The sequence below is a fragment of the Actinomycetota bacterium genome, from assembly GCA_035759705.1.
Classification (GTDB): Bacteria; Actinomycetota; CADDZG01; order JAHWKV01; family JAHWKV01; genus JAJCYE01.
This window is the reverse complement of the sequence record DASTUJ010000223.1, coordinates 1-17,989: the sequence shown is the minus strand read 5'-3', so window position 1 is coordinate 17,989 and position 17,989 is coordinate 1. Positions and strand designations below refer to the sequence as shown.

General features: G+C 66.0%; 23 protein-coding genes. 16 read left to right on the top strand and 7 right to left on the bottom strand.

Annotated elements, in window-relative coordinates:
- Together VFV09_15680 and VFV09_15675 are read left to right on the top strand one after the other, a co-directional pair.
- Nucleotides 1-589: RCC1 repeat-containing protein (locus VFV09_15680; GenBank protein ID HEU4869151.1), on the top strand; the 589-nt coding region annotated here is incomplete at its 5' end.
- A 186-nt stretch (nt 590-775) separates the two neighbouring features.
- On the top strand, nt 776-2,158 hold the full coding sequence (locus VFV09_15675; GenBank protein ID HEU4869150.1) for an aminotransferase class V-fold PLP-dependent enzyme: 1,383 nt from the start codon (nt 776-778) through the stop codon (nt 2,156-2,158).
- Between the two features lie 3 nt (nt 2,159-2,161).
- Here VFV09_15675 and VFV09_15670 read toward each other — a convergent pair whose 3' ends face one another.
- Complete coding sequence (locus VFV09_15670; GenBank protein HEU4869149.1) at nt 2,162-2,329, bottom strand: hypothetical protein; 168 nt, start codon at nt 2,327-2,329, stop codon at nt 2,162-2,164.
- Nucleotides 2,330-2,339: 10 nt separating this feature from the next.
- The gene (locus VFV09_15665; GenBank protein ID HEU4869148.1) at nt 2,340-3,611 is read right to left on the bottom strand and encodes a hypothetical protein; all 1,272 of its coding nucleotides are present in this window, start codon (nt 3,609-3,611) and stop codon (nt 2,340-2,342) included.
- A 109-nt stretch (nt 3,612-3,720) separates the two neighbouring features.
- Here VFV09_15665 and VFV09_15660 point away from each other — a divergent pair, with 109 nt between their 5' ends.
- From VFV09_15660 to VFV09_15630, 7 genes are all read left to right on the top strand, one after another.
- Nucleotides 3,721-5,031: a TrpB-like pyridoxal phosphate-dependent enzyme gene (locus VFV09_15660; protein HEU4869147.1), complete on the top strand. Its 1,311-nt coding sequence runs from the start codon at nt 3,721-3,723 to the stop codon at nt 5,029-5,031.
- 86 nt (nt 5,032-5,117) lie between these two features.
- The gene (locus VFV09_15655; protein HEU4869146.1) at nt 5,118-5,687 is read left to right on the top strand and encodes a hypothetical protein; all 570 of its coding nucleotides are present in this window, start codon (nt 5,118-5,120) and stop codon (nt 5,685-5,687) included.
- A gap of 117 nt (nt 5,688-5,804) precedes the next feature.
- Complete coding sequence (locus tag VFV09_15650) at nt 5,805-6,449, top strand: M23 family metallopeptidase (GenBank protein HEU4869145.1); 645 nt, start codon at nt 5,805-5,807, stop codon at nt 6,447-6,449.
- Between the two features lie 59 nt (nt 6,450-6,508).
- A complete protein-coding gene (locus tag VFV09_15645) occupies nt 6,509-7,351 on the top strand; it encodes a hypothetical protein (GenBank protein HEU4869144.1) in 843 nt (280 codons plus the stop codon).
- On the top strand, nt 7,344-8,198 hold the full coding sequence (locus tag VFV09_15640) for a hypothetical protein (GenBank protein ID HEU4869143.1): 855 nt from the start codon (nt 7,344-7,346) through the stop codon (nt 8,196-8,198). Before VFV09_15645 ends, VFV09_15640 begins: the two co-directional genes overlap by 8 nt.
- Nucleotides 8,199-8,274: 76 nt before the next feature.
- On the top strand, nt 8,275-8,433 hold the full coding sequence (locus VFV09_15635; GenBank protein ID HEU4869142.1) for a hypothetical protein: 159 nt from the start codon (nt 8,275-8,277) through the stop codon (nt 8,431-8,433).
- A gap of 393 nt (nt 8,434-8,826) precedes the next feature.
- Nucleotides 8,827-9,003 (top strand): hypothetical protein, encoded by a 177-nt coding sequence (locus tag VFV09_15630; GenBank protein HEU4869141.1) that lies wholly within the window; start codon nt 8,827-8,829, stop codon nt 9,001-9,003.
- Between the two features lie 56 nt (nt 9,004-9,059).
- Here the strand turns inward: VFV09_15630 and VFV09_15625 are convergent, their stop codons facing one another.
- From VFV09_15625 to VFV09_15615, 3 genes are all read right to left on the bottom strand, one after another.
- A complete protein-coding gene (locus tag VFV09_15625) occupies nt 9,060-9,287 on the bottom strand; it encodes a hypothetical protein (GenBank protein HEU4869140.1) in 228 nt (75 codons plus the stop codon).
- An 87-nt stretch (nt 9,288-9,374) separates the two neighbouring features.
- On the bottom strand, nt 9,375-10,967 hold the full coding sequence (locus VFV09_15620) for a PQQ-dependent sugar dehydrogenase (protein ID HEU4869139.1): 1,593 nt from the start codon (nt 10,965-10,967) through the stop codon (nt 9,375-9,377).
- A gap of 239 nt (nt 10,968-11,206) precedes the next feature.
- On the bottom strand, nt 11,207-11,698 hold the full coding sequence (locus VFV09_15615; protein HEU4869138.1) for a carbonic anhydrase: 492 nt from the start codon (nt 11,696-11,698) through the stop codon (nt 11,207-11,209).
- Nucleotides 11,699-11,838: 140 nt separating this feature from the next.
- On the opposite strand from VFV09_15615, the gene VFV09_15610 reads away from it, so the two are divergent.
- From VFV09_15610 to VFV09_15580, 7 genes are all read left to right on the top strand, one after another.
- Entirely contained in the window at nt 11,839-12,765 is a 927-nt protein-coding gene (locus VFV09_15610; GenBank protein ID HEU4869137.1) for a hypothetical protein, read from the top strand.
- Between the two features lie 240 nt (nt 12,766-13,005).
- On the top strand, nt 13,006-13,341 hold the full coding sequence (locus VFV09_15605) for a metalloregulator ArsR/SmtB family transcription factor (GenBank protein HEU4869136.1): 336 nt from the start codon (nt 13,006-13,008) through the stop codon (nt 13,339-13,341).
- Nucleotides 13,334-14,314 (top strand): cation diffusion facilitator family transporter, encoded by a 981-nt coding sequence (locus VFV09_15600; GenBank protein ID HEU4869135.1) that lies wholly within the window; start codon nt 13,334-13,336, stop codon nt 14,312-14,314. Before VFV09_15605 ends, VFV09_15600 begins: the two co-directional genes overlap by 8 nt.
- Entirely contained in the window at nt 14,293-14,544 is a 252-nt protein-coding gene (locus tag VFV09_15595; GenBank protein ID HEU4869134.1) for a hypothetical protein, read from the top strand. The genes VFV09_15600 and VFV09_15595 overlap by 22 nt, the downstream gene beginning before the upstream one ends.
- Before the next feature lie 36 nt (nt 14,545-14,580).
- Nucleotides 14,581-14,853 carry a hypothetical protein gene (locus VFV09_15590; GenBank protein ID HEU4869133.1) on the top strand — a complete coding sequence of 91 codons (273 nt, stop codon included), beginning with the start codon at nt 14,581-14,583 and terminating at the stop codon, nt 14,851-14,853.
- Nucleotides 14,840-16,372: a metallophosphoesterase gene (locus VFV09_15585; GenBank protein ID HEU4869132.1), complete on the top strand. Its 1,533-nt coding sequence runs from the start codon at nt 14,840-14,842 to the stop codon at nt 16,370-16,372. The genes VFV09_15590 and VFV09_15585 overlap by 14 nt, the downstream gene beginning before the upstream one ends.
- Before the next feature lie 79 nt (nt 16,373-16,451).
- Nucleotides 16,452-16,610: a hypothetical protein gene (locus VFV09_15580; GenBank protein HEU4869131.1), complete on the top strand. Its 159-nt coding sequence runs from the start codon at nt 16,452-16,454 to the stop codon at nt 16,608-16,610.
- Nucleotides 16,611-16,614: 4 nt separating this feature from the next.
- Here the strand turns inward: VFV09_15580 and VFV09_15575 are convergent, their stop codons facing one another.
- Nucleotides 16,615-17,517 (bottom strand): hypothetical protein, encoded by a 903-nt coding sequence (locus VFV09_15575; protein ID HEU4869130.1) that lies wholly within the window; start codon nt 17,515-17,517, stop codon nt 16,615-16,617.
- Nucleotides 17,518-17,529: 12 nt separating this feature from the next.
- Nucleotides 17,530-17,989: amidase family protein (locus VFV09_15570; protein HEU4869129.1), on the bottom strand; the 460-nt coding region annotated here is incomplete at its 5' end.

Below are 17,989 nucleotides of genomic sequence, written 5' to 3'. Positions count from 1 at the left end.
GTGGGCGTGGGGGTGGAACGGTTACAACCAGCTGGGCGACGGAACGGCGACGCAGCGGAACTCACCGGTGCGGGTGGTCGGACTCAAGAACATTACGGGCATCTCTGCCGGGGCACTTCACGGCTTGGCGTCGGACATCACGGGCAGGGTATGGGCGTGGGGATGGAACGGGGTCGGACAGCTGGGTGACGGGTCTGCGACCAGCCACCCTCTCCCGGGCCTGGTCCCAGGCTTGCAGGGAATCAAGAAGGTCTCGGCCGGCTTCGCCCATTCACTGGCTGTTGGCCAAGACGGCAGGCTCCACTCGTGGGGGTGGAACATTTTCGGGCAGCTTGGCGACGGCACGGGCCTGGACCGGTACCGTCCGGTGGTGACCGGCACCGGCATGCAGGACGCTTCGGCAGGCGTTCTTCACAGCCTGGGAGTCAAGAACGACGAGGTCTACGGTTGGGGATGGAATGGCCTTGGGACGGTGGGGGATGGTTCGACGACCGATCGCCGGGTCCCAACCCTTGTTCTGAACACCCATGTCACGTACGTGGCGGCGGGCGCTTACCACAGCCTTGCATCGGGCGACCCAGCCCCCTAACCTCCGCTCCCACCGCCCGCGCCGGGCCTACCCCAGTGCCCGCAGGATGAACAGAATCACTACGATTGCGCCGATGACCATGAGGATGGTTCTGACCATGATTTTCCCCTTTTTTCGGGTGGTCGGTTCATCGTACGCCTAGCCGGCTGAGGCCGTCGTCCGGTTTCGGCTTCTATAATCCTTCGGGTGTCCGACCTCGGCGACGCTCTCCACTGGGCAGCTGATCAGATCGCCGAATACCGGGGCGGTCTCCACGATCGGCCGGTCGCCCCTTCCGTCGACCCCGCCCGCCTCATCGACGCCCTCGGCGGACCGCTTCCGGCGCAGGGCGCCGGCGTTCGAACGGTCCTGGAACAACTCACGGCGGCGGTCGAGCCGGCCCTAATGACCACCGCCGGGCCACGGTTTTTCGGCTTCGTCGTCGGCGGGTCGCTGGACTCCGCCACCGTTGCCGACATTCTTGCCACCGGCTGGGACCAGGTCGCCTTCAACTACACAACGTCGCCCGCCGGGGCGATCGTCGAGGACGTCGCCGGCGAGTGGCTGAAGGACCTCTTCGGCATACCCGCCTCCGCTTCGTTCGGTCTGGTGACAGGAGGTCAGGGCGCCAACAACGTGGCCCTCGCCGCCGGCCGGCACTCGGTGCTGGCGAAGGCCGGCTGGGACGTCGAGGAGCAGGGCCTGCAGGGTGCACCGCGGATTCGCATCGTCGCCTCAGAGGAACGCCACGCCACCATCGACCGGGCGCTGCGGCTGCTCGGGATCGGAAACGCGGCGGTTGAGCCGGTGCCGGCCGGCCCCAACGGGGCCATCGACACTGCGGCGCTGGACGGTGTCCTGGCTTCGGGTCCCCGAGGCCCGGCCATCGTCTGCCTCCAGGCGGGGAACGTGAACACCGGCGCCTGCGACGACCTCGAGGCCGGGTGCGAAGCGGCGAAGGAGCACGGCGCCTGGGTGCACGTCGACGGCGCTTTCGGGCTGTGGGCCGCGGCCAGCCCCTCCACCAGGCACCTGGTGAACGGAATCGCACTGGCCGACTCGTGGTCGGTGGACGGCCACAAATGGCTGAACGTGCCCTACGACTGCGGCTACGTCTTCTGCGCCGACCCCGAAGCGCACGTCGCCTCGATGTCCTACAACGCGGCGTACCTGACCGGCCATGGAGAGGGGGCGCGGCGGCACCCGGCGGACTACGTGCCGGAGTCGTCCCGCCGGGCCCGGGGCTTCGCCACCTGGGCGGCTCTGCGGGAGCTGGGAAGGGATGGCCTGGCGGATCTCATCGACCGGTGCTGCGCCCACGCCCGGCGGTTCGGCGAAGAGCTGGGGAGGATCGACGGCGTGGAGATCGGCAACGTGATTGAGCTGAACCAGGTGCTGGTGAGCTTCGGGACGGATCAGCTGACGAATCGGGTGATCGAAGCGGTTCAGGGGGAAGGAACATTTTGGGCCGGCGGTACAACCTGGCGGGGCCGGCGGTTCATGCGGATATCGGTGTCGAACTGGTCGACGACGGCCGGGGACGTCGACCGATCGGTCGAAGCGATAAGACGGGCGTTGGCCGAAACTTGAGAGTTACGCCCTTTTTTCCTGAAGTCTTCTCAATGAGGCCAGGACATCGCTCGGCTGCCGGGTGACGATCTTGCCGTGAAAGATCCTTGCAGTCACACGGTTGACCTCGGCCGATGGAAGGAACCATCCTGCGGTCATCGGCTTGGCCTCGGTGGATCCGGTCTCTTTCATACCGCTCCTGCTAAGTGATCGTTGCGGCTGAAGACTTCCGCTTGCACATTAAGAATGCCAGTAAAAGGGACATGAAGCAAAGACTGCTGAGTCCAAGCAGGACCTTCCAGGACACGAACAGCATTTCACCGCGCGTTCCCGAACCTAGCAGCAGCGCCGCGGTGTAGGCCGCCGCCCCAGCCAGGGCAATTGCCGACCGGACTCCAAGGAGGAGTTCGGTGACCAGACCGTGCTCCCCCGGCCTGACCACCAGCGTCGCAACCAGCGCCGGCAGGGTAAGCAGGATGGCGCTCTGGATATCCCGGGGAGGCCTGTCGAGCCGGCCGGTTGCGAAGAAGAACAGCAGGACCGCCAAGATCATCCCGGCTACCACGCATCCGGAGCGGAGCAGTCCGGTCCTGGAAATCTGCAGCCAAACGAGCGCTGTACCGTCGACGTCGGGCTCCTTGCCGGTGGTGTACAGGTGGGCCCGGGTGCCGGTGGATACACCTTCGATTTCCTCCCGCCCGGTTACGGGATCTTTAAGGCGAAGGCGCGACCGGGCAACCTCCAGGTCGGTGGGGGCGGCCAGCTCAAAGTGGTAACTCTCCGACTCGCCCACCGCCGGGACGTAAAACTCGAATCCGGCGGGCATCCATCCCATCGCCTGGCAAAACCGCTCCGGTCCGGATCCGAAGCGTTTGAGCCCCAGGGTGTAACGAAACTTGACCACCCGGCGCTGTCCGGGCGAACCACCTACCGGCACCAGGAGAAGGAACACCGTCGCCAGCGTCCTCGCCACAGCATCGAAGAAAGAGCTTTCAGCAAGCGTTCGCTTCAGGTCGTCTTCAGACTCCCCCAGGTCCTCCAGAAGCTGCAGCGCTGCCTGCGAGTCGCCGAACGCAATGATCCTCAGATCCTCGTACAGGGGTTCGATGGCCCGGTCGGCGCTCTCGCCATCCGCATCGTTGATCTCTGCCGCCGCCACCGCAGCAAGCATCGACCAGGCGGCGTAGGCGTTCTCCGCACGGGTGCATACGGGCATGGCCGACCCGGCCTCGTCGACAATGTCGAAATCGACCAGCGGCCGCCTCTCCAGAAGAGCCAGCGGAACCGGGAGCGGGTGGGGCGTGACGAAGTTCGTCTCAGGGATCTCAAAGTCCACGCTAACGCTCCGTCGAAGACTGCCGGCCCCCAGGAAGTCGACAGTTTCCACCCGGCGCCTCACCCATCCGTTGCCGGCGAGCCACAGCTCGAACAGGTAGCCGCCCAGCTCCAGATCCGGCTTAGACGTCTTGATCACGAAAGGAGTCTAGCCAGCACCCATGACACCTTCGGGTCGTTCGAATTAGAACAAAAGCACCGGGCAGGCTTTAATAACTACCTACAACTTGCGACCGAAGGAGAGAGCCATGGCGTCCGACTCCACTCAGTTCACTCTTGACGAAAGCCAGATCCCCGCAGCCTGGTTCAACGTGGTCCCGTCGATGCCGACGCCGCCGTCGCCCCCGATCCACCCCGGCACCAAGGAGCCGATCGGCCCGGAGATGCTGGCCCCCCTCTTCCCGATGGCGCTGATCGGACAGGAGGTCACGACGGACGAGTGGGTCGACATCCCCGGCCCGGTCATGGACGTCTACAAGACTTTCCGGCCGTCCCCGCTTGTGCGGGCCCGGCGCCTGGAGAAGCTGCTCGGCACCCCGGCCCGCATCTACTACAAGTACGAGGGCGTCTCGGCGGCCGGGTCGCACAAGCCCAACACGGCAATCGCCCAGGCCTACTACAACAAGTCCGAGGGCGTGAAGCGCATCGCAACCGAGACCGGTGCCGGCCAGTGGGGCAGCGCGATCTCGATGGCGTGTGCGTTCTTCGACCTCGAGTGCCAGGTCTACATGGTGCGGGCGTCCTACAACCAGAAGCCGGGACGGCGGGTCATGATGCAGACCTGGGGCGGCCGGGTGGTCGCTTCGCCGTCCAACGAGACCGATGCCGGGCGCGCCATCCTGGCCGAAGACCCCGACTCACCGGGGTCGCTGGGGATCGCGATCTCAGAGGCGGTCGAGGACGCCGCCAAGCGGGAGGACACCAAGTACTGCCTGGGCAGCGTGCTGAACCACGTCCTGCTCCACCAGACGGTCATCGGGCTGGAAGCCAAGCTCCAGATGGAGATGGCGGACGACTTTCCGGACCTCGTGATCGGCGCCGTCGGCGGGGGGTCCAACTTCGCCGGCCTGGCCTTTCCCTTCGTCCCCGACAAGACGAAGGGCGGCAAGGACATGCGGTTCATCGCGGTCGAGCCCACGGCATGCCCGACCCTGACGGAGGGCACCTTCGAGTACGACTTCGGCGACACCGCAGAGACCACTCCCCTGCTCGAGATGTACACGCTCGGCCACAAGTTCATCCCGCCGGCCATCCACGCCGGGGGCCTCAGGTACCACGGCGACGCCCCATTGGTCTGCCGGCTGGTGAAGGACGGGATCATCGAGGCAGTCGCCTACCCGCAGGGCAAGGTTTTCGAGGCCGCAGTCCAGTTCGCTCGATCCGAGGGCATCATCCCGGCCCCCGAGTCGTCGCACGCAATCCGGGCGGCGGTCGACGAGGCGCTGGCCTGCAAGGAGACCGGCGATTCCAAGGCCATTTTGTTCGGGCTCTCGGGGCACGGCCTGCTGGACCTTGGGGCCTACGAGGCGTTTCTGGGCGGGGACCTAATGGACGCCTGAGAGCGAATCGCAGGATCCGCTATCGCAAGTCCCGACAGATGCCGATAAGAAGAACAAGATGGTTGTCCAGACGCGAGAGGATTGAGATGGAACCCTTGTTTTCCGACGGTGAGCTACGGGCCGAACTTCACCCCCAGATGGATCAGATGCTCGCCGCGATAGCGAGAGCCAGTCGTGAGGAGGTCCAGGACTCCGCCTACTGGATGGACACCTACGGCGCCGTCCCGGTTGAGCTGGACGTCGAGGACATCCAGACCCACCGTCCCGAAGAGGGGGTCGTCAGCTTCATAGTTCCCATGAGCGGAACTGCAGAGCTGCTCAAGTACCGGCCGACCGAGCACTCCAACAACATTCCGGAAGCCGATGTCGGCACGGATCAGATCCTGTTCACCTATGAGATCCAGGTGCCGGAACTCGACGAGGCCCATGAGTTCAAGGAGCGGTTTCACTCAGATCTGGCGCTGCTGCAGCAGTGGCTCGTCTGGAGCAAGAACGACGTCGACAAGTTCGTCGCCGAGCTGGCCGGTGTCGCCGCCGACGCCCTCCTGAACCGCCGGGAGGCCCTGGACTCCGAGGACGAGCTGATGCAGGGGCTCGGTTACCCGGAGCTCGTCGACGAAGAGCAGAAGGATGCAATAGGCGCGCCGCTCGGGTAGTTCTGTCACGCCGCCAAGGCTCCTTAACCCGACACGCTTCGTTTCGCATGTAATAGGGTGACGCTCGTCCTTCTCCCCTAGCAACTTCACGCGGTCGAATCCGGATAGGAGCCCCAATTGGTCATCACGCCCATTGCGCGCCTGCGCCCCCCTCACCCCGGGCGCCAGGAGGCGGGGCTGGTTTCGACCACGACCGTCGTCCGCAGGATCTCAACCGTGCTGGCAGTTTCGGCGGCACTGCTCGGGTCGGTCATCGTTTATTTCGGGGCCGCCGGCTCTGAGCCGGCGGAGCCGCCCCGGGCCCGGTACATCTCACCGGCGCTGGGCGCCGTAGCCCCCGTGGCGCTGATAAAGCCTCTCGCTCCGGCCCCGCTTGCGCCCCAGCCGAGGGTCGACGGCGGCACCGGCTACCTGCGGCCGGTAGACGGCGAGTTCCTGTCCGGGTTCGGCGTGCGCTCCGACGGCATGCACACGGGCATCGACCTCAGGGGCAGGACCGGCGAACCGATCCTGGCGTCGCAGAGCGGGACGGTGTCGGGCGCCGCGTGCGGAAGCGGCTACGGCATCTGCTCGATGATCGACCACGGCGGCGGCGTCACCACGCTCTACGCCCACATGAGCGTGAAGGTGGTCGCCGGAGGGCGGGTCGAGCGTGGTCAGGTCATCGGCCTGGTCGGCTGCACCGGGTCCTGCGAGACCCCGCACGTGCACTTCGAGGTTCGCCTGAACGGCGCCCGGGTGGACCCGATCTTCTACCTGTAAGGCTTCGCCGGCAGTTTCTGTTCCAAATCGAGCCGGCGGTTATTAGAATCCCGCTGGGCATGGACACGGATGCTGGCATGGAGACGAGCGTCGGAGCCTCGGAAGAGGACGCCCCGCCCGCCGTCGCCCGCTGGGAGAAACTGTTCTTCGCCGCCGTCGGCCTCTCGGCGCTTTGGATCGGGTTCTGGGGCTACTTCCTTCCTGAGATCCAGAAGTCCATCCCGTTCTCCATCCCGGCACTCCACGCCCGCTTTCTGGGAGCGATGTACCTCTCGGCTTTCGTTCTCCTGCTCGGCGGCTGCCTGTACAACCGATGGAGCGACATCACCGTGGTCCCCGTGATGACCGCCGTTTGGACCACCGGAATCTTCGTGGTGTCGTTGCTGCACACCGACCTGTTCGACTTTTCGACGATCCAGACCTGGATCTGGTTCGTGGCGTACGGCGTCTACCCGGCGATCGCCCTCTGGGTGGCCTGGGCCCACCGCAACGAGATACTGGCCGCCGGCCGTGGGGGCAACGTGCCGGCCTGGGTTCGCGCCTGGTTGCTCGGCCAGGGGATCCTTCTGGCCCTCCTGGCGGCCGCCCTCTTCGTGGCACCGTCGACGATGGCCGGGGTCTGGCCCTGGCCGATCCCCGACGAGCTGGCCCAGCTGTACTCGGCCCCCTTCCTGTCGTTCGGGATCGGCAGCCTGCTGCTCGGCCGGATGGGCCTCTGGAGCCGCATGCGCACGGGCGCGATCACGATGGCGGTGTTTGCGGTCGGGGTGCTGACCGCTTCGTTCATTCACCGCAGCCTGTTCTCCTCATCCGAGCTTCCGGACCGGCTGTGGTTCGGGCTGTTCACCCTGGGCGCCGCAGCACTGGTTGCCCTCTCGATCAGGTCGTTCCGCAGTGAGTGACACCCGCAGGGCGACCGGCACGCCGATCCACCCGTTCTTCCGGGGGGTCCTCGGCCTGGAGGTGTTCTTCGGAGTGGCGTCGCTGGCCACCATCGGGTTCTTCCCGGAGGACACCGCGACCAGGTTCGCATGGGAGATCAAGTCGGTGGTCATGGCGGCGGTGCTCGGGGGCCTCTACTTCGCCTTCGCCCCGACCCTGATCCTTCAGTTCCTGGCCAGGCGGTGGGAGATGATCCGGGTGATCATCCCGGCCGCCTTCGTCTTCACGAGCGCCGAGATGATTGCGACGGCCCTGCACTGGGACCTGTTCTTCACCGGGACCCTGCGCTTCAACATCTGGCTGGCCAGCTACATCCTGCCGCCGCCCCTATTGCTGGCAATGTACCTCTACCACCAGAAGCGTTCGGCGCTCCCTCCGGCTGGCGCCCCACTGCCCCGCGGGATGCGCATGTTGTTCATCGGGCTGGGGGCGATCCTGGTGCTCGACGCGCTGGCCGCCTTCGTCTCTCCCGACTACCTGATCACGTCGTTCCCGTGGACGCTGACCCCGCTGACTGCCCGCGTGCTTTCCGGTTGGGTGCTGGTCATCGGCTCGTTGTTGTTGTCGATCGCCCGGGAGAACGACCGGGACCGGGTCCGCCTGGCTTCGCCGGTTCTGTTCCTGATCCTGCCGGCGGTTGGGGTCCAGGTGCTGCGCTACCGCGAGCAGGTCGACCTGGCGCACCCCCGCCTCTGGGTCAACCTCACGATCTTCGCGGCCCTCGCGGCGTGCGGCCTGTACCTAGCCCGGGGAAGCTGGAACGAGTCCCTCGGGTGGGGGTCCGGTCCGGCGGAGGTGGAGGTATAGACTCCGGTTTCTTAAGTTTTCGGCGGCAAAGGGGCGGACCGGGGTCCTCCCCGTCAAGCGTGAAGGGAACTGCCTGATGCGAAGCATTTTCTCGCTGGTCTACGTGGTGGTCGGGTTCTTCGTTGCAAGCGCCAACAACTACGTCCACTTCGACACACTCAACGCCGCGTTCTCGTTTCTTCTGGCGCTGCTGCTGTGGCCCCTGATCTTCTTCGGAGTCGACCTGCACTTCTAGCTGCTGTGCTCCTATAACGGTGCCTCCAGCCCAGGGAGGCGCAAACTGGGCTCTATGCTTCGGGGATGATCCGGCACTTCGAGCGGGTTGGATTGCCGGCCGCCGCACAACTACGCCCCGGACCCAGCGGCCTGGCCGTTCAACGTTCCGGCAGTCGCCCAGCTGATCGCCGACAAGGGCTTCGAGATCCCGGCCGGGGTGACGTTCCTCGTCGGCGAGAACGGCAGGGAAGAACACGCTGATCGAGGCGCTCGCCGAGGTCTATCCCCGACTCGGGGTCTGGAACCCGTTCGTGAACCTGGTCGGCGTTGAGGCGAGTGCAGAGGACTCGCCGCTCCCCTACAACCTGTCACTGGTCCGCCTGCTCGACCTGATGCGCAGGGAGGCAGCCGGGTGATCGTCAGCACCCACTCACCAATACTGGTCACCCTGCCGGGTGCCACCGTCTTCGAGCCGGGCCCCTGGGGCATGCGCAAAGCCGACAGCTTCGAGGACCCGGAGCTGGTCAAGACCTGGCGGGACTTTCTGGAGTCCCCCGAGCGGTTCCTCCACTACCTTCTGGAGGACTGAACGCGCCGGAGGCGCCCGATGGGCGCCTCCGGCGGCAGTTGAAGCGAGATTCCGGGTTAGGCTTCGCCGCCATCGCCACCGGGGATCGGCTGCGGTTCGCCCTCGGGCTCCTCGTGCTCGGTGCTGTAGCGAGGGTTGTCGGGCTCGGGAGCCGGCTCTACCGTGGGAAAGTCGTCTGCGACAGTGCTGGTGTCGCCCGCGTCTCCTGCGCCGGCATCGGCGCCTGCGCCGGTGTCACCGGTGTCGGTGACGTCTCCACCGAGATCCTGTTCGGAATCTGCCATGTATATCTACCTCCTCTAAACGGTGCCGCCGGGGTAGCGGCTCAAGACGATTATTACCCCGACTGGCCCTAGAAGATTCATCGAGCTTTATCCCGTGTACGTTAGCTCCACGAAGTCGCCGCTCGAGAAGAAGGGGCCGGTGGCCCGGGCGCCCTGGCAGATGACCCGCAGGCGTACATCGCCCCGGCCGCTGTTCTTGCTCACGTAGTCCCGGGCCGCGCCCGGAGGCTCCAGCTCGGCGATGGTCACCTCTGCGGGTCCGACCGTCCTGGTGTCGAGGTTCACCCAGGTTCGGGTGGTGAAGTTGAAGGCTTGAAGGGTCTGCGAGCAGGCCACCGAGTTCGATCCGGAGTAGGTGAGGCTCAGGTTGGTGGCGGTGTTGGGGACGTTCGTCATCGACGCATACCAGGAGGTCTTGAAGCCTGTCGCGGTGTTGACCTGGAAGAAGCTGTTGTCGTTGGCCGCCAGGTTGGCCGCCGACCCGCTACGCAGGTTGCCGTTCACGATCCTGGTCGAGGATGGGTGGGCGATGGTCGGGCCGACCGGCGGCGCCGGGTATTTGATCTCGATCACCGAGCCATTGCCGCGGGTCAGTATCAAGAGGCTCCCGGCCGGAGTGACCTTGAGGTCCACCGGGTTGGCCAGGCCGGAGATGAAGCCGGGGGCCGAGCTCGGGTTGGTCGGCGACGGGATGTTAGCCGGGTCGAGAGTCCGGACCCACCCGCTGCAGAAGTCGGCGAAGAAGTACTTGCCTACGTAGGTCGACGGGAACTGCACGGTGGCCGGGTTGTAGAAGGCTCCTCCGGTGATGGCGCAGCCGGTGGTCAGCGAGCTCCCGTGCCCGTAGGAGAACAGCGGCGTCCGGAAGTTGGGGTTGGTCGTCGGGCCCTCGGTCGAGGGCCACCCGTAGTTGGCGCCTGCGACGCCGTCGTTGATCTCCTCCCAGGCGCTCTGGCCGACGTCGTTGATGAACATCCGGCCGGTGCCGGGCTGGAAGGTGAAGGTGTACGGGTTCCTCAGGCCGAGCGACCAGATGGAGCGGTTGGCGCCGGTCGCCGCGGAGAAGAACGGGTTGTCGGCAGGGATGGTCCCGTCGGCGTTCAGGCGCAGGATCTTGCCGAGACGGTTGTTGAGCGTTTGGGAGTTGAGCGGATTGGCGTTCTCACCGACCGCCACGTACAGCTTGCCGTCGGGGCCGAAGTGGATGGCGCCGCCGTTGTGGTTCTGGGCGCCGCTGAGGTTCTCGAGGTCCAGGATGACGGTCTCGCCCGCCGCGGCGACGTTGCCGATGGCGGTGAACCTGCTCACCCTGTTGTGCGGGGGCGACCCCGGGACCGTGTAGTAGAAGTACACCCACCCGTTGGTTGCGAAGTTGGGGTGGAAGGCGATGCCGAGGAGGCCCCGCTCGCCCTGGGGGTCTACCGACAGTGTCAGGAATGGAGTTGGGAGCAGCGCTCCGTTGGCTATCACACGCACCGCCCCGCCCTGCTGGGTGACGAAGATGCGGCCGTCGGGAGCGATGTCCATCGCAGTTGGGGCGGACAGACCGGCGGTCACGAGAGTCTCTGTGAATCCGGTGGGAAGCGTCGCCGCTAAGGCCGGGGGCACTGCGGCTACCATGCCGGTGGCGGCCGTTAGGAGGACCAGGAAGGCCCTGCGGAAGCGGGTTGTCACAGCCACCCCTCCAGAGTACCCAAGGTGACGAATGACGACTCTCAGTGATCCGAACTTTTTCTGAATTTGTCCGACCCGAGACTGGGATGCCATCCGGAGGGGGGCGAAATAAGAAGAACGGAGAGCCCTCCCAGTGGGCTCTCCGCTCAGTCTTGGCTACAACGTAGTCGTGGTTTGTTTCATTCCGGTGACCCGGCGGTTGCCACGTTGTCAATATGACGTTCCAGCAACGTGATCGACTTCGGTTACACAACCTCCCGGAGTTTGCCGGTCTCCACCTCGTAGACGAATCCCCGGACCTGATCGGTGTGCGGGATGAACGAGCTGGCCTTGATCCGTGCGATCGACTGCTTGACGTCCTCATCGAGGTCCGGAAACGACTCCATGGCAAATCGGGGCTTCAGGCCGATCTCGTCCTGGATCTGGCGAGCCAGAGCGTCGTCGGTGAAGGTCAGCATGCCGCAGTCGGTGTGGTGGATCAGGATGATCTCTTTGGTGCCCAGCAGTCGCTGCGAGATCGTGAGAGAACGGATCGCGTCGTCGGTGGCAACACCCCCAGCGTTACGAATGACGTGCACGTCTCCCTCTTCGAGGCCGAGGATTCCGTATACGTTCAGACGGGCGTCCATGCAGGCGAGAACCGCCGTCTGCTTGGCCGGAGGCATGGGCAAGTCGCCTTTGTCGAAGGTGGCTGCGTAGTCATCGTTGTTCTTGAGAAGTTGCTCCGTTACGCTCAAAAGCGTCCTCCTTAGTTCTTGCCCGGCTATTTACACTGCCCAACCAGTGCAAAGTACCACCATTTAAAATGCTTAACAAGGGGTAAACCTGCTTAAGTGTGACTCTGTTCCGCCCAGAGGCGTTGCGCGATAGTCAATCCATGGACACACGTCTTGTTGCGTGGGTCACGGATGCCACACTCGGCACCTTTCGGCGGGCCTGGGTGGTCCGCCGGCCCCACCAGACGTTCTGCTGGATTCTCGGCGCCGCGGTCATCTTAAGCGGGCTGTTCCACCTCGGCGTCTTCTTCGTGGACGGCGGACCGTGGAAGGGGCCCGTCTCGTGGCGAAAGCCGGTCACTTTCGGGCTTTCGTTCGGCTTGACCACGGTTACGCTGACCTGGATCGCCTCGCTGCTGCGCCGGCGGCGGACGCTGGCTGCGGCGACCGTCACCGTTGCGGTCACCTCGGCTCTCGAGGTCTTCTTCGTCAGCCTCCAGAAGTGGCGCGGGGTTCCTTCACACTTCAACGACGACACGCTATTCGACTCGACGATCTTCTCTCTGATGGGCCTGACTGTCGCTGTCCTCGGCCTCGCAATCGTGGTCATCGCCATCCACGCCTTCAGGCCGTTCGATGCCGACCCGGCACTGGTCATCGGGGTCCGGATCGGGATGCTCGTGCTGATCGCCTCCCAGATCCTCGGCGGAGCGATCATCGCCAACGGGGAGATCATCGACAAGGCGCCCCAGGAGACCGACCTGGCGATCTTCGGCGCCGCCGGCGTGATGAAGCTCCCGCATGCCGTGACCATGCACGCGATTCAAGTGCTGCCGATCCTCGCTCTGCTCCTCGCCGCCACTGCGCTCTCGAGCGCCAGGAAACGCCGGATCATGTGGATCGCCTCCGCGGGCTACATCGGCCTGATCCTCGCCGTGCTGATTCAGACCTTCGAGGGCCGGGCCCCTACAGACCTGACGCTACTGGCGATGGGGGTTGTGCTAGCCAGTGCCCTGCTCGGCGGCATCGCAATTTTCGGCTTGACCTCCGGTTTGTTTGGCTTAAAGCCACCAGACGCCGCGGCCTGAGTGCTAGCGTCGTCGGTCCAACTCAAAAAAGGAGGTGCGCCACGGAGACCCAGTACGACACGGACCCGGACTTTTGGGCTGCGGCCGACGAGCGACCGACTATCAAGCGATCTGTTTGGTACGGATTCATGCGTCTGCTGAAGCTCGCCGGACTAGCCCACTAGTAAACCCCCACACTGCGGCGCCCCCTCCACGCGTGACGTAAGATATATGAACAGTTAGTCATACGTTGGAGGGTTCATGGCGAACCAGACATCTGTTCCTTCAGCTGTCGAGGACCACGGCGTGCCGCCGGTCGCCGAGGCGCGCCGGCTCGCCCAGATGTTCCAGCTGTTCGCCGACGCCACCCGGGCCCGGATCCTCTACGCCCTCCTCGAAACCGAGGAGCTGTGCGTCAACGACATCTCGGCGGCTCTGGACGTCCCCGAGACCTCGGTTTCCCACGCCCTGCGGTTGCTGCGCATCGCCGGTGTGGTCAAGAACCGCCGGGCGGGCCGCCTGATCTACTACAGCCTGGACGACGAGCACATCCGGATGCTGCTCCGGACCTCCCGGGAGCACCTCGCCCATGGCTAGGCCCGCCCGCCGCGTCCACGACGACCTGCACGACCACGACCACGGGCACTCGCACGGGCCGGGTGGAAGCCACGCCCACACCCACCACCACGTGGGCGACGCCCTGCGGGCGGGCAACTTCAACCGCCTGCTCGGGGCTTTCGTCGTCACCCTGGTCTTCCTCGTGGTCGAGGTCACCTTCGGACTTCTGTCCAACTCCCTCGCGCTGCTCTCCGACGCCGGGCACATGTTCACCGACGTCCTGGGTCTCGGGATGGCGCTGGCAGCCATGCAGCTTGCCCGCCGTCAGCGGAGAGATCCCCACCGCACGTTCGGCCTCTACCGGCTCGAGATCCTCGCCGCCCTGGCGAACGGGGTCCTGCTGTTCGGCGTCGGAGGGTACGTCTTGTTCGAAGCCTTCCGCCGGTTCCAGGACCCGCCGGAGGTGGCGAACCTGCCGATGCTGCTGGTCGCGATCGGGGGTCTCGCCGCCAACATGGTGGCCTTTCTGCTACTCCGGGGAGGCGCCAGGGAAAGCTTGAACGTCCGCGCCGCTTATCTTGAGGTGATAGCGGATGCGCTCGGATCGGTCGGGGTAATAGTTGCTGCGGTGATCATTGCCCTCACGGGTTGGCCGTACGTCGACCCCATCGCCGGCGCCGCAATCGGCTTGTTCATACTGCCGAGGACGTGGCGACTGACCAGCCAGACGCTGCGGATACTGGTCCAGGCGGCTCCCCCGCACCTGGACCTGGACGAGATTGCGAGGGCTCTGATGGAGCTCGAAGGAGTGGTGGACGTGCACGATCTTCACTGCTGGACCCTGACCTCCGAGATGGAGGTCGCCTCCGCGCACCTGAAGGTCTGCGCCGGGGCCGACTCGGCCGGGATCCTCCGGTCGGCCCAGAGTTTGCTCGCCAACCGCTTCGCCGTGGAACACGCCACCCTTCAGATCGAGGACGAAACCGCCGAGTGCCGGGACTGCTCGTGGTGAGTCCCCTCCGCCCGGTAGCGGCCCTGGTCGGGCTCCTGCTGTTGGCGTCGTGCGGCGGCAACAACACCGAGTCGTTTCCCCGGCCGCCATCCGAGGACAGCCGGCCGGCGGCCGCCGACAACGCCGACCTGTTCGAGTTCGCCGCCCCCCGGCTGGGTGGGGGAAGCCAGGTCACCGGGTCCGAGCTGCAGGGAAAGGACGTGGCCCTTTGGTTCTGGGCCCCCTGGTGAATTCCGTGCCGGCGAGATGCGCCGATGGTCGCGCAGGTGGCGCGAGACTACGAAGGTAAAGTTCTGTTCTTCACGTCGCCCGGACAGGACGGCCAGCCCGCCATGGAGCGGGCGGTCAAGGACTTCAGGTGGCCGGATTCGATGGTCCACGGCGTGGACGACTCGGGCAAGCTGTGGCGGCATTTCGACGTCGTCTACCGGGGCGCCTGGATTTTCATAAACCAGGACGGGACCGTCGTTGAGCAGAGCCTGACGCACATCCCCGAAGAAGAGGTCCGCTCCAACCTCGATCGTCTTGTCGAAAGTTAGCCCCGAGCCTTCAATCGATGCGGATCACGCCACGGCGCCCGCCGGCGGCTGGAGGCGCTTTCTACCGCCCCGGTGGCTGGAGATCGCCCTGGCCGCAGCGCTGCTTTCTCTTGCGCTCATGGCGGCGGCGGTCCGGGGTGAGTACGACCTGGGGCCGGGCAAGGTCGAGATCGGCTTGAGGCCGCAGCTAAACGGGACCACCGTGGTCTCCATCCCGCCGTTCGGGTCGATCGAGGCGGCCACCCACCTCAGCCCGGTCGAGGTCGTCCTGTCCCCCACCTCGGTCGACACCTACAGCGCAGAGGCACTGGTCGAGAGCCGCCCGACCCAGGATGCGCTGGTCGCCACCCTGCGGGCCGACCTCATCGAGGCGCTGAAGAAGTACGCCCTCCGCCTGCTGCTGGGCGGCCTGGTGGCCGGGGCTCTGGTCGCAGCCATCGCCCGGGTCCGTTCCCCTTGGGAGCTGGCGATCGCCCTCGGCGCGGCGGTGTTTGCCCCTCTCGGGCTGTACCTGGGGGCGTTCGCCGGCTACAACCCGGACGCCTTCCGGCAGCCGACCCTGACCGGGGCGATCAGCCGGTCGCCGGAACTGCTGGGCCCGGTCCAGCAGTTCGGGCAGCGATTCAACGCCCTCAGGACCGAGCTGGACGAGATCGGCGGCATCACATTCCAGCTCTACCAGTTTCTCGCCGAGCAGGACCCGATCCCCACCGACGCCATCCGCGTCCTCCACATCTCCGACCTGCACCTGAACCCGGTCGGTTACGACGTCGCCCAGCTGGTGGCCGACCGGTTCGACGTGGAGGCCGTGATCGACTCCGGGGACGCCACTGCCGAGGGGTCGCCGCTCGAGGTCGGCTTTCTGGACCGGATCACCGGGTTCGATGTCCCCTACCTGTTCATCCGGGGCAACCACGACTCTTCGGTCACCCAGGAGGCCGTGGCGTCCAAGCCGAACGCCCGGATTGTCGACGGCACCGTCACCGAGGTGGGCGGCCTGAAAATCTTCGGCGTCGGCGACCCGCTGTTCACGCCCGACAAGCAGGTGGAGCAGCCCACCACCGATGAGCAGAAGCAGGCCAAGCGGGCCTTCTCCCGGACGGTCGAGGAGCAGTTCGAGGCCCTGGAGGAAACGCCTGACCTCGTGGTGATTCACGACAAGCTGGCCGCCTCCCGCCTTTACGGCGACGTGCCCCTGATCATCCACGGGCACGAGCACAGGTGGTCGGCCGGCGAGGAGGACGGCACCGTCATCCTCGGAGTCGGAAGCACCGGCGCCGCCGGGCTGAAGTCGCTGGCGCCCGAGTCGGACAGCACGATCGCCCTGCAGGTTCTCTACTTCGACCGGGAGGGCCACACCCTGCTCGGCTACGATCGCATCGACGTCCGGGGGCCCCAGCAGCAGTTCCTGCTGAAGCGAACGATCGTTGCCCCGGAGGACCTGGAGGAGGAGCCGCCGGAGCCGGCCGCGAGCCCGGCGCCGGTTTCGCCCACGCCCACGGCGGAAACAACTCCTTAGAGACCCTGTTTAGCTGAGGCAGGGGTGCGATCATGTAGAAAGAGTTCTATCGACTGCCCCGAGCCCTAAGGAGGCGTTTATGGCCGAGTACAAGTGCGAGACCTGCCACATCACGATGGACGCGGACGAGGACGACAAGGAATGCCCGGTCTGCAACAACGAGATGCACCCGGTTTACCGCAAGAAGGAGTGCTCCATGCGCCCCAGCGAGCAGCTTCGGGGGATCGGCGCCAGCTAGTCCTTCAATCGTTGATCAGGCTGTAGAAGATGAATCCGCCGGGCCCGAGCGGGTCCACCACCCATACGTCCCCCTGGTACCCCCCGGCGCCGCCCGGGGGCAGGTAATGGATGTACTCGGTGTTGCCTGAGGTGAACCGCTCCACCCGCGTCTGTTCCTCGTACTGCGCGGCCTGCCGGGAGTAGGCCTCCCCCATGGCTTCCGGGTCGGCCCCGGGCGAGACGGCCAGCAGCACCTCGAAACCTCCCGTGAGGCTCCCGACGCCCCACTGCGCCAGCAACTCACTTCCCTCGATGACCACGTAACGGTTCTCGTCGCCGTCGTACGCCGTAGTCGACGGCGCCAGCGGCTCCCCCGCTTGCGGAGCCTTCCCGGCCGGCTTCGGGTCGGGCGCCCGGCCGCCCTTCCACGGTTCCGGGAGGACCTCGGGGTAGTCGAGCGTTGTCTGGTACCGGGTTGACTCGACAACCACCAGGTAGCGGCCCGTCACGTCATCCGGGGCGTTCAGAAGGGTGGCTCCGATAACCTCTGTGCCCCCGGGCTCGGGCGACCTGAGCGAGATGTAGCAGCCGAAGCCTTCATCCCTCGTCGTTCGGCAGCCCCGGCGAGATTCCGGGTCCAGCGCCCGGTCCGGGAACCGTCCGGACAGCTGGCGCAGGTAGTCCTCCCAGACCTCGAGAGGGTCGCCGGTCACCGCCAGGACAGCCGTCCAACCGGTTTTAGGGTCGGGTTGCAGGACCGGGCCCAGCTGCAGCGCTCCGGTGGGGACGCGGAATCCGTCCCGTAGCTCGGTCCCCTCGGACGCGGTCGCCCAGGTGGGAAGCGCCGGCGGGGGTGGGTTCTTGCGCAGGAACCAGAAACCGGCCAGGGCCAGCGCCGGGACCAGGAGCCACCACAGCCGTTTCACTCGCCCGGCGAGCTAGCGGGCGGACTCGAAGGCGCTCCCGAGCGCCACCAGCGTCGCCTCTTCGTGGGGAGGGGCCACCAGTTGCAGCCCGACCGGGAGGCCGCCGGCCGTCCTGCCGCAGGGAACCGAGATTGCCGGAAAGCCCAGAAAGCTCCACGGGACGGCGTTGCGGGAGAGAACCAGCAGATAGTCCTCGGCTTCTTCGACCAGGGGCGCCGGCACCAGGCTGGTGGGCATGACCAGGACGTCGACCTCCTCGAACACCTTGAGCATCGTCCTCGCCAGGACCGAGCGCAGGCGCTGGGCATCCAGGTAGTCCACGGCGGCGACCTTGTCGGCGGCGTCCAGCTGGTCCCGCACCTCGGGCCAGTACTTGGAGCGGTCCAGCCCAAGACGGCGGTGGTAGGCGGCAGCCTCGCACCGGCTGACGATGAGCCCGGCGGCGTTGGCGTTGTTGAAGTCGAGGGTCGAC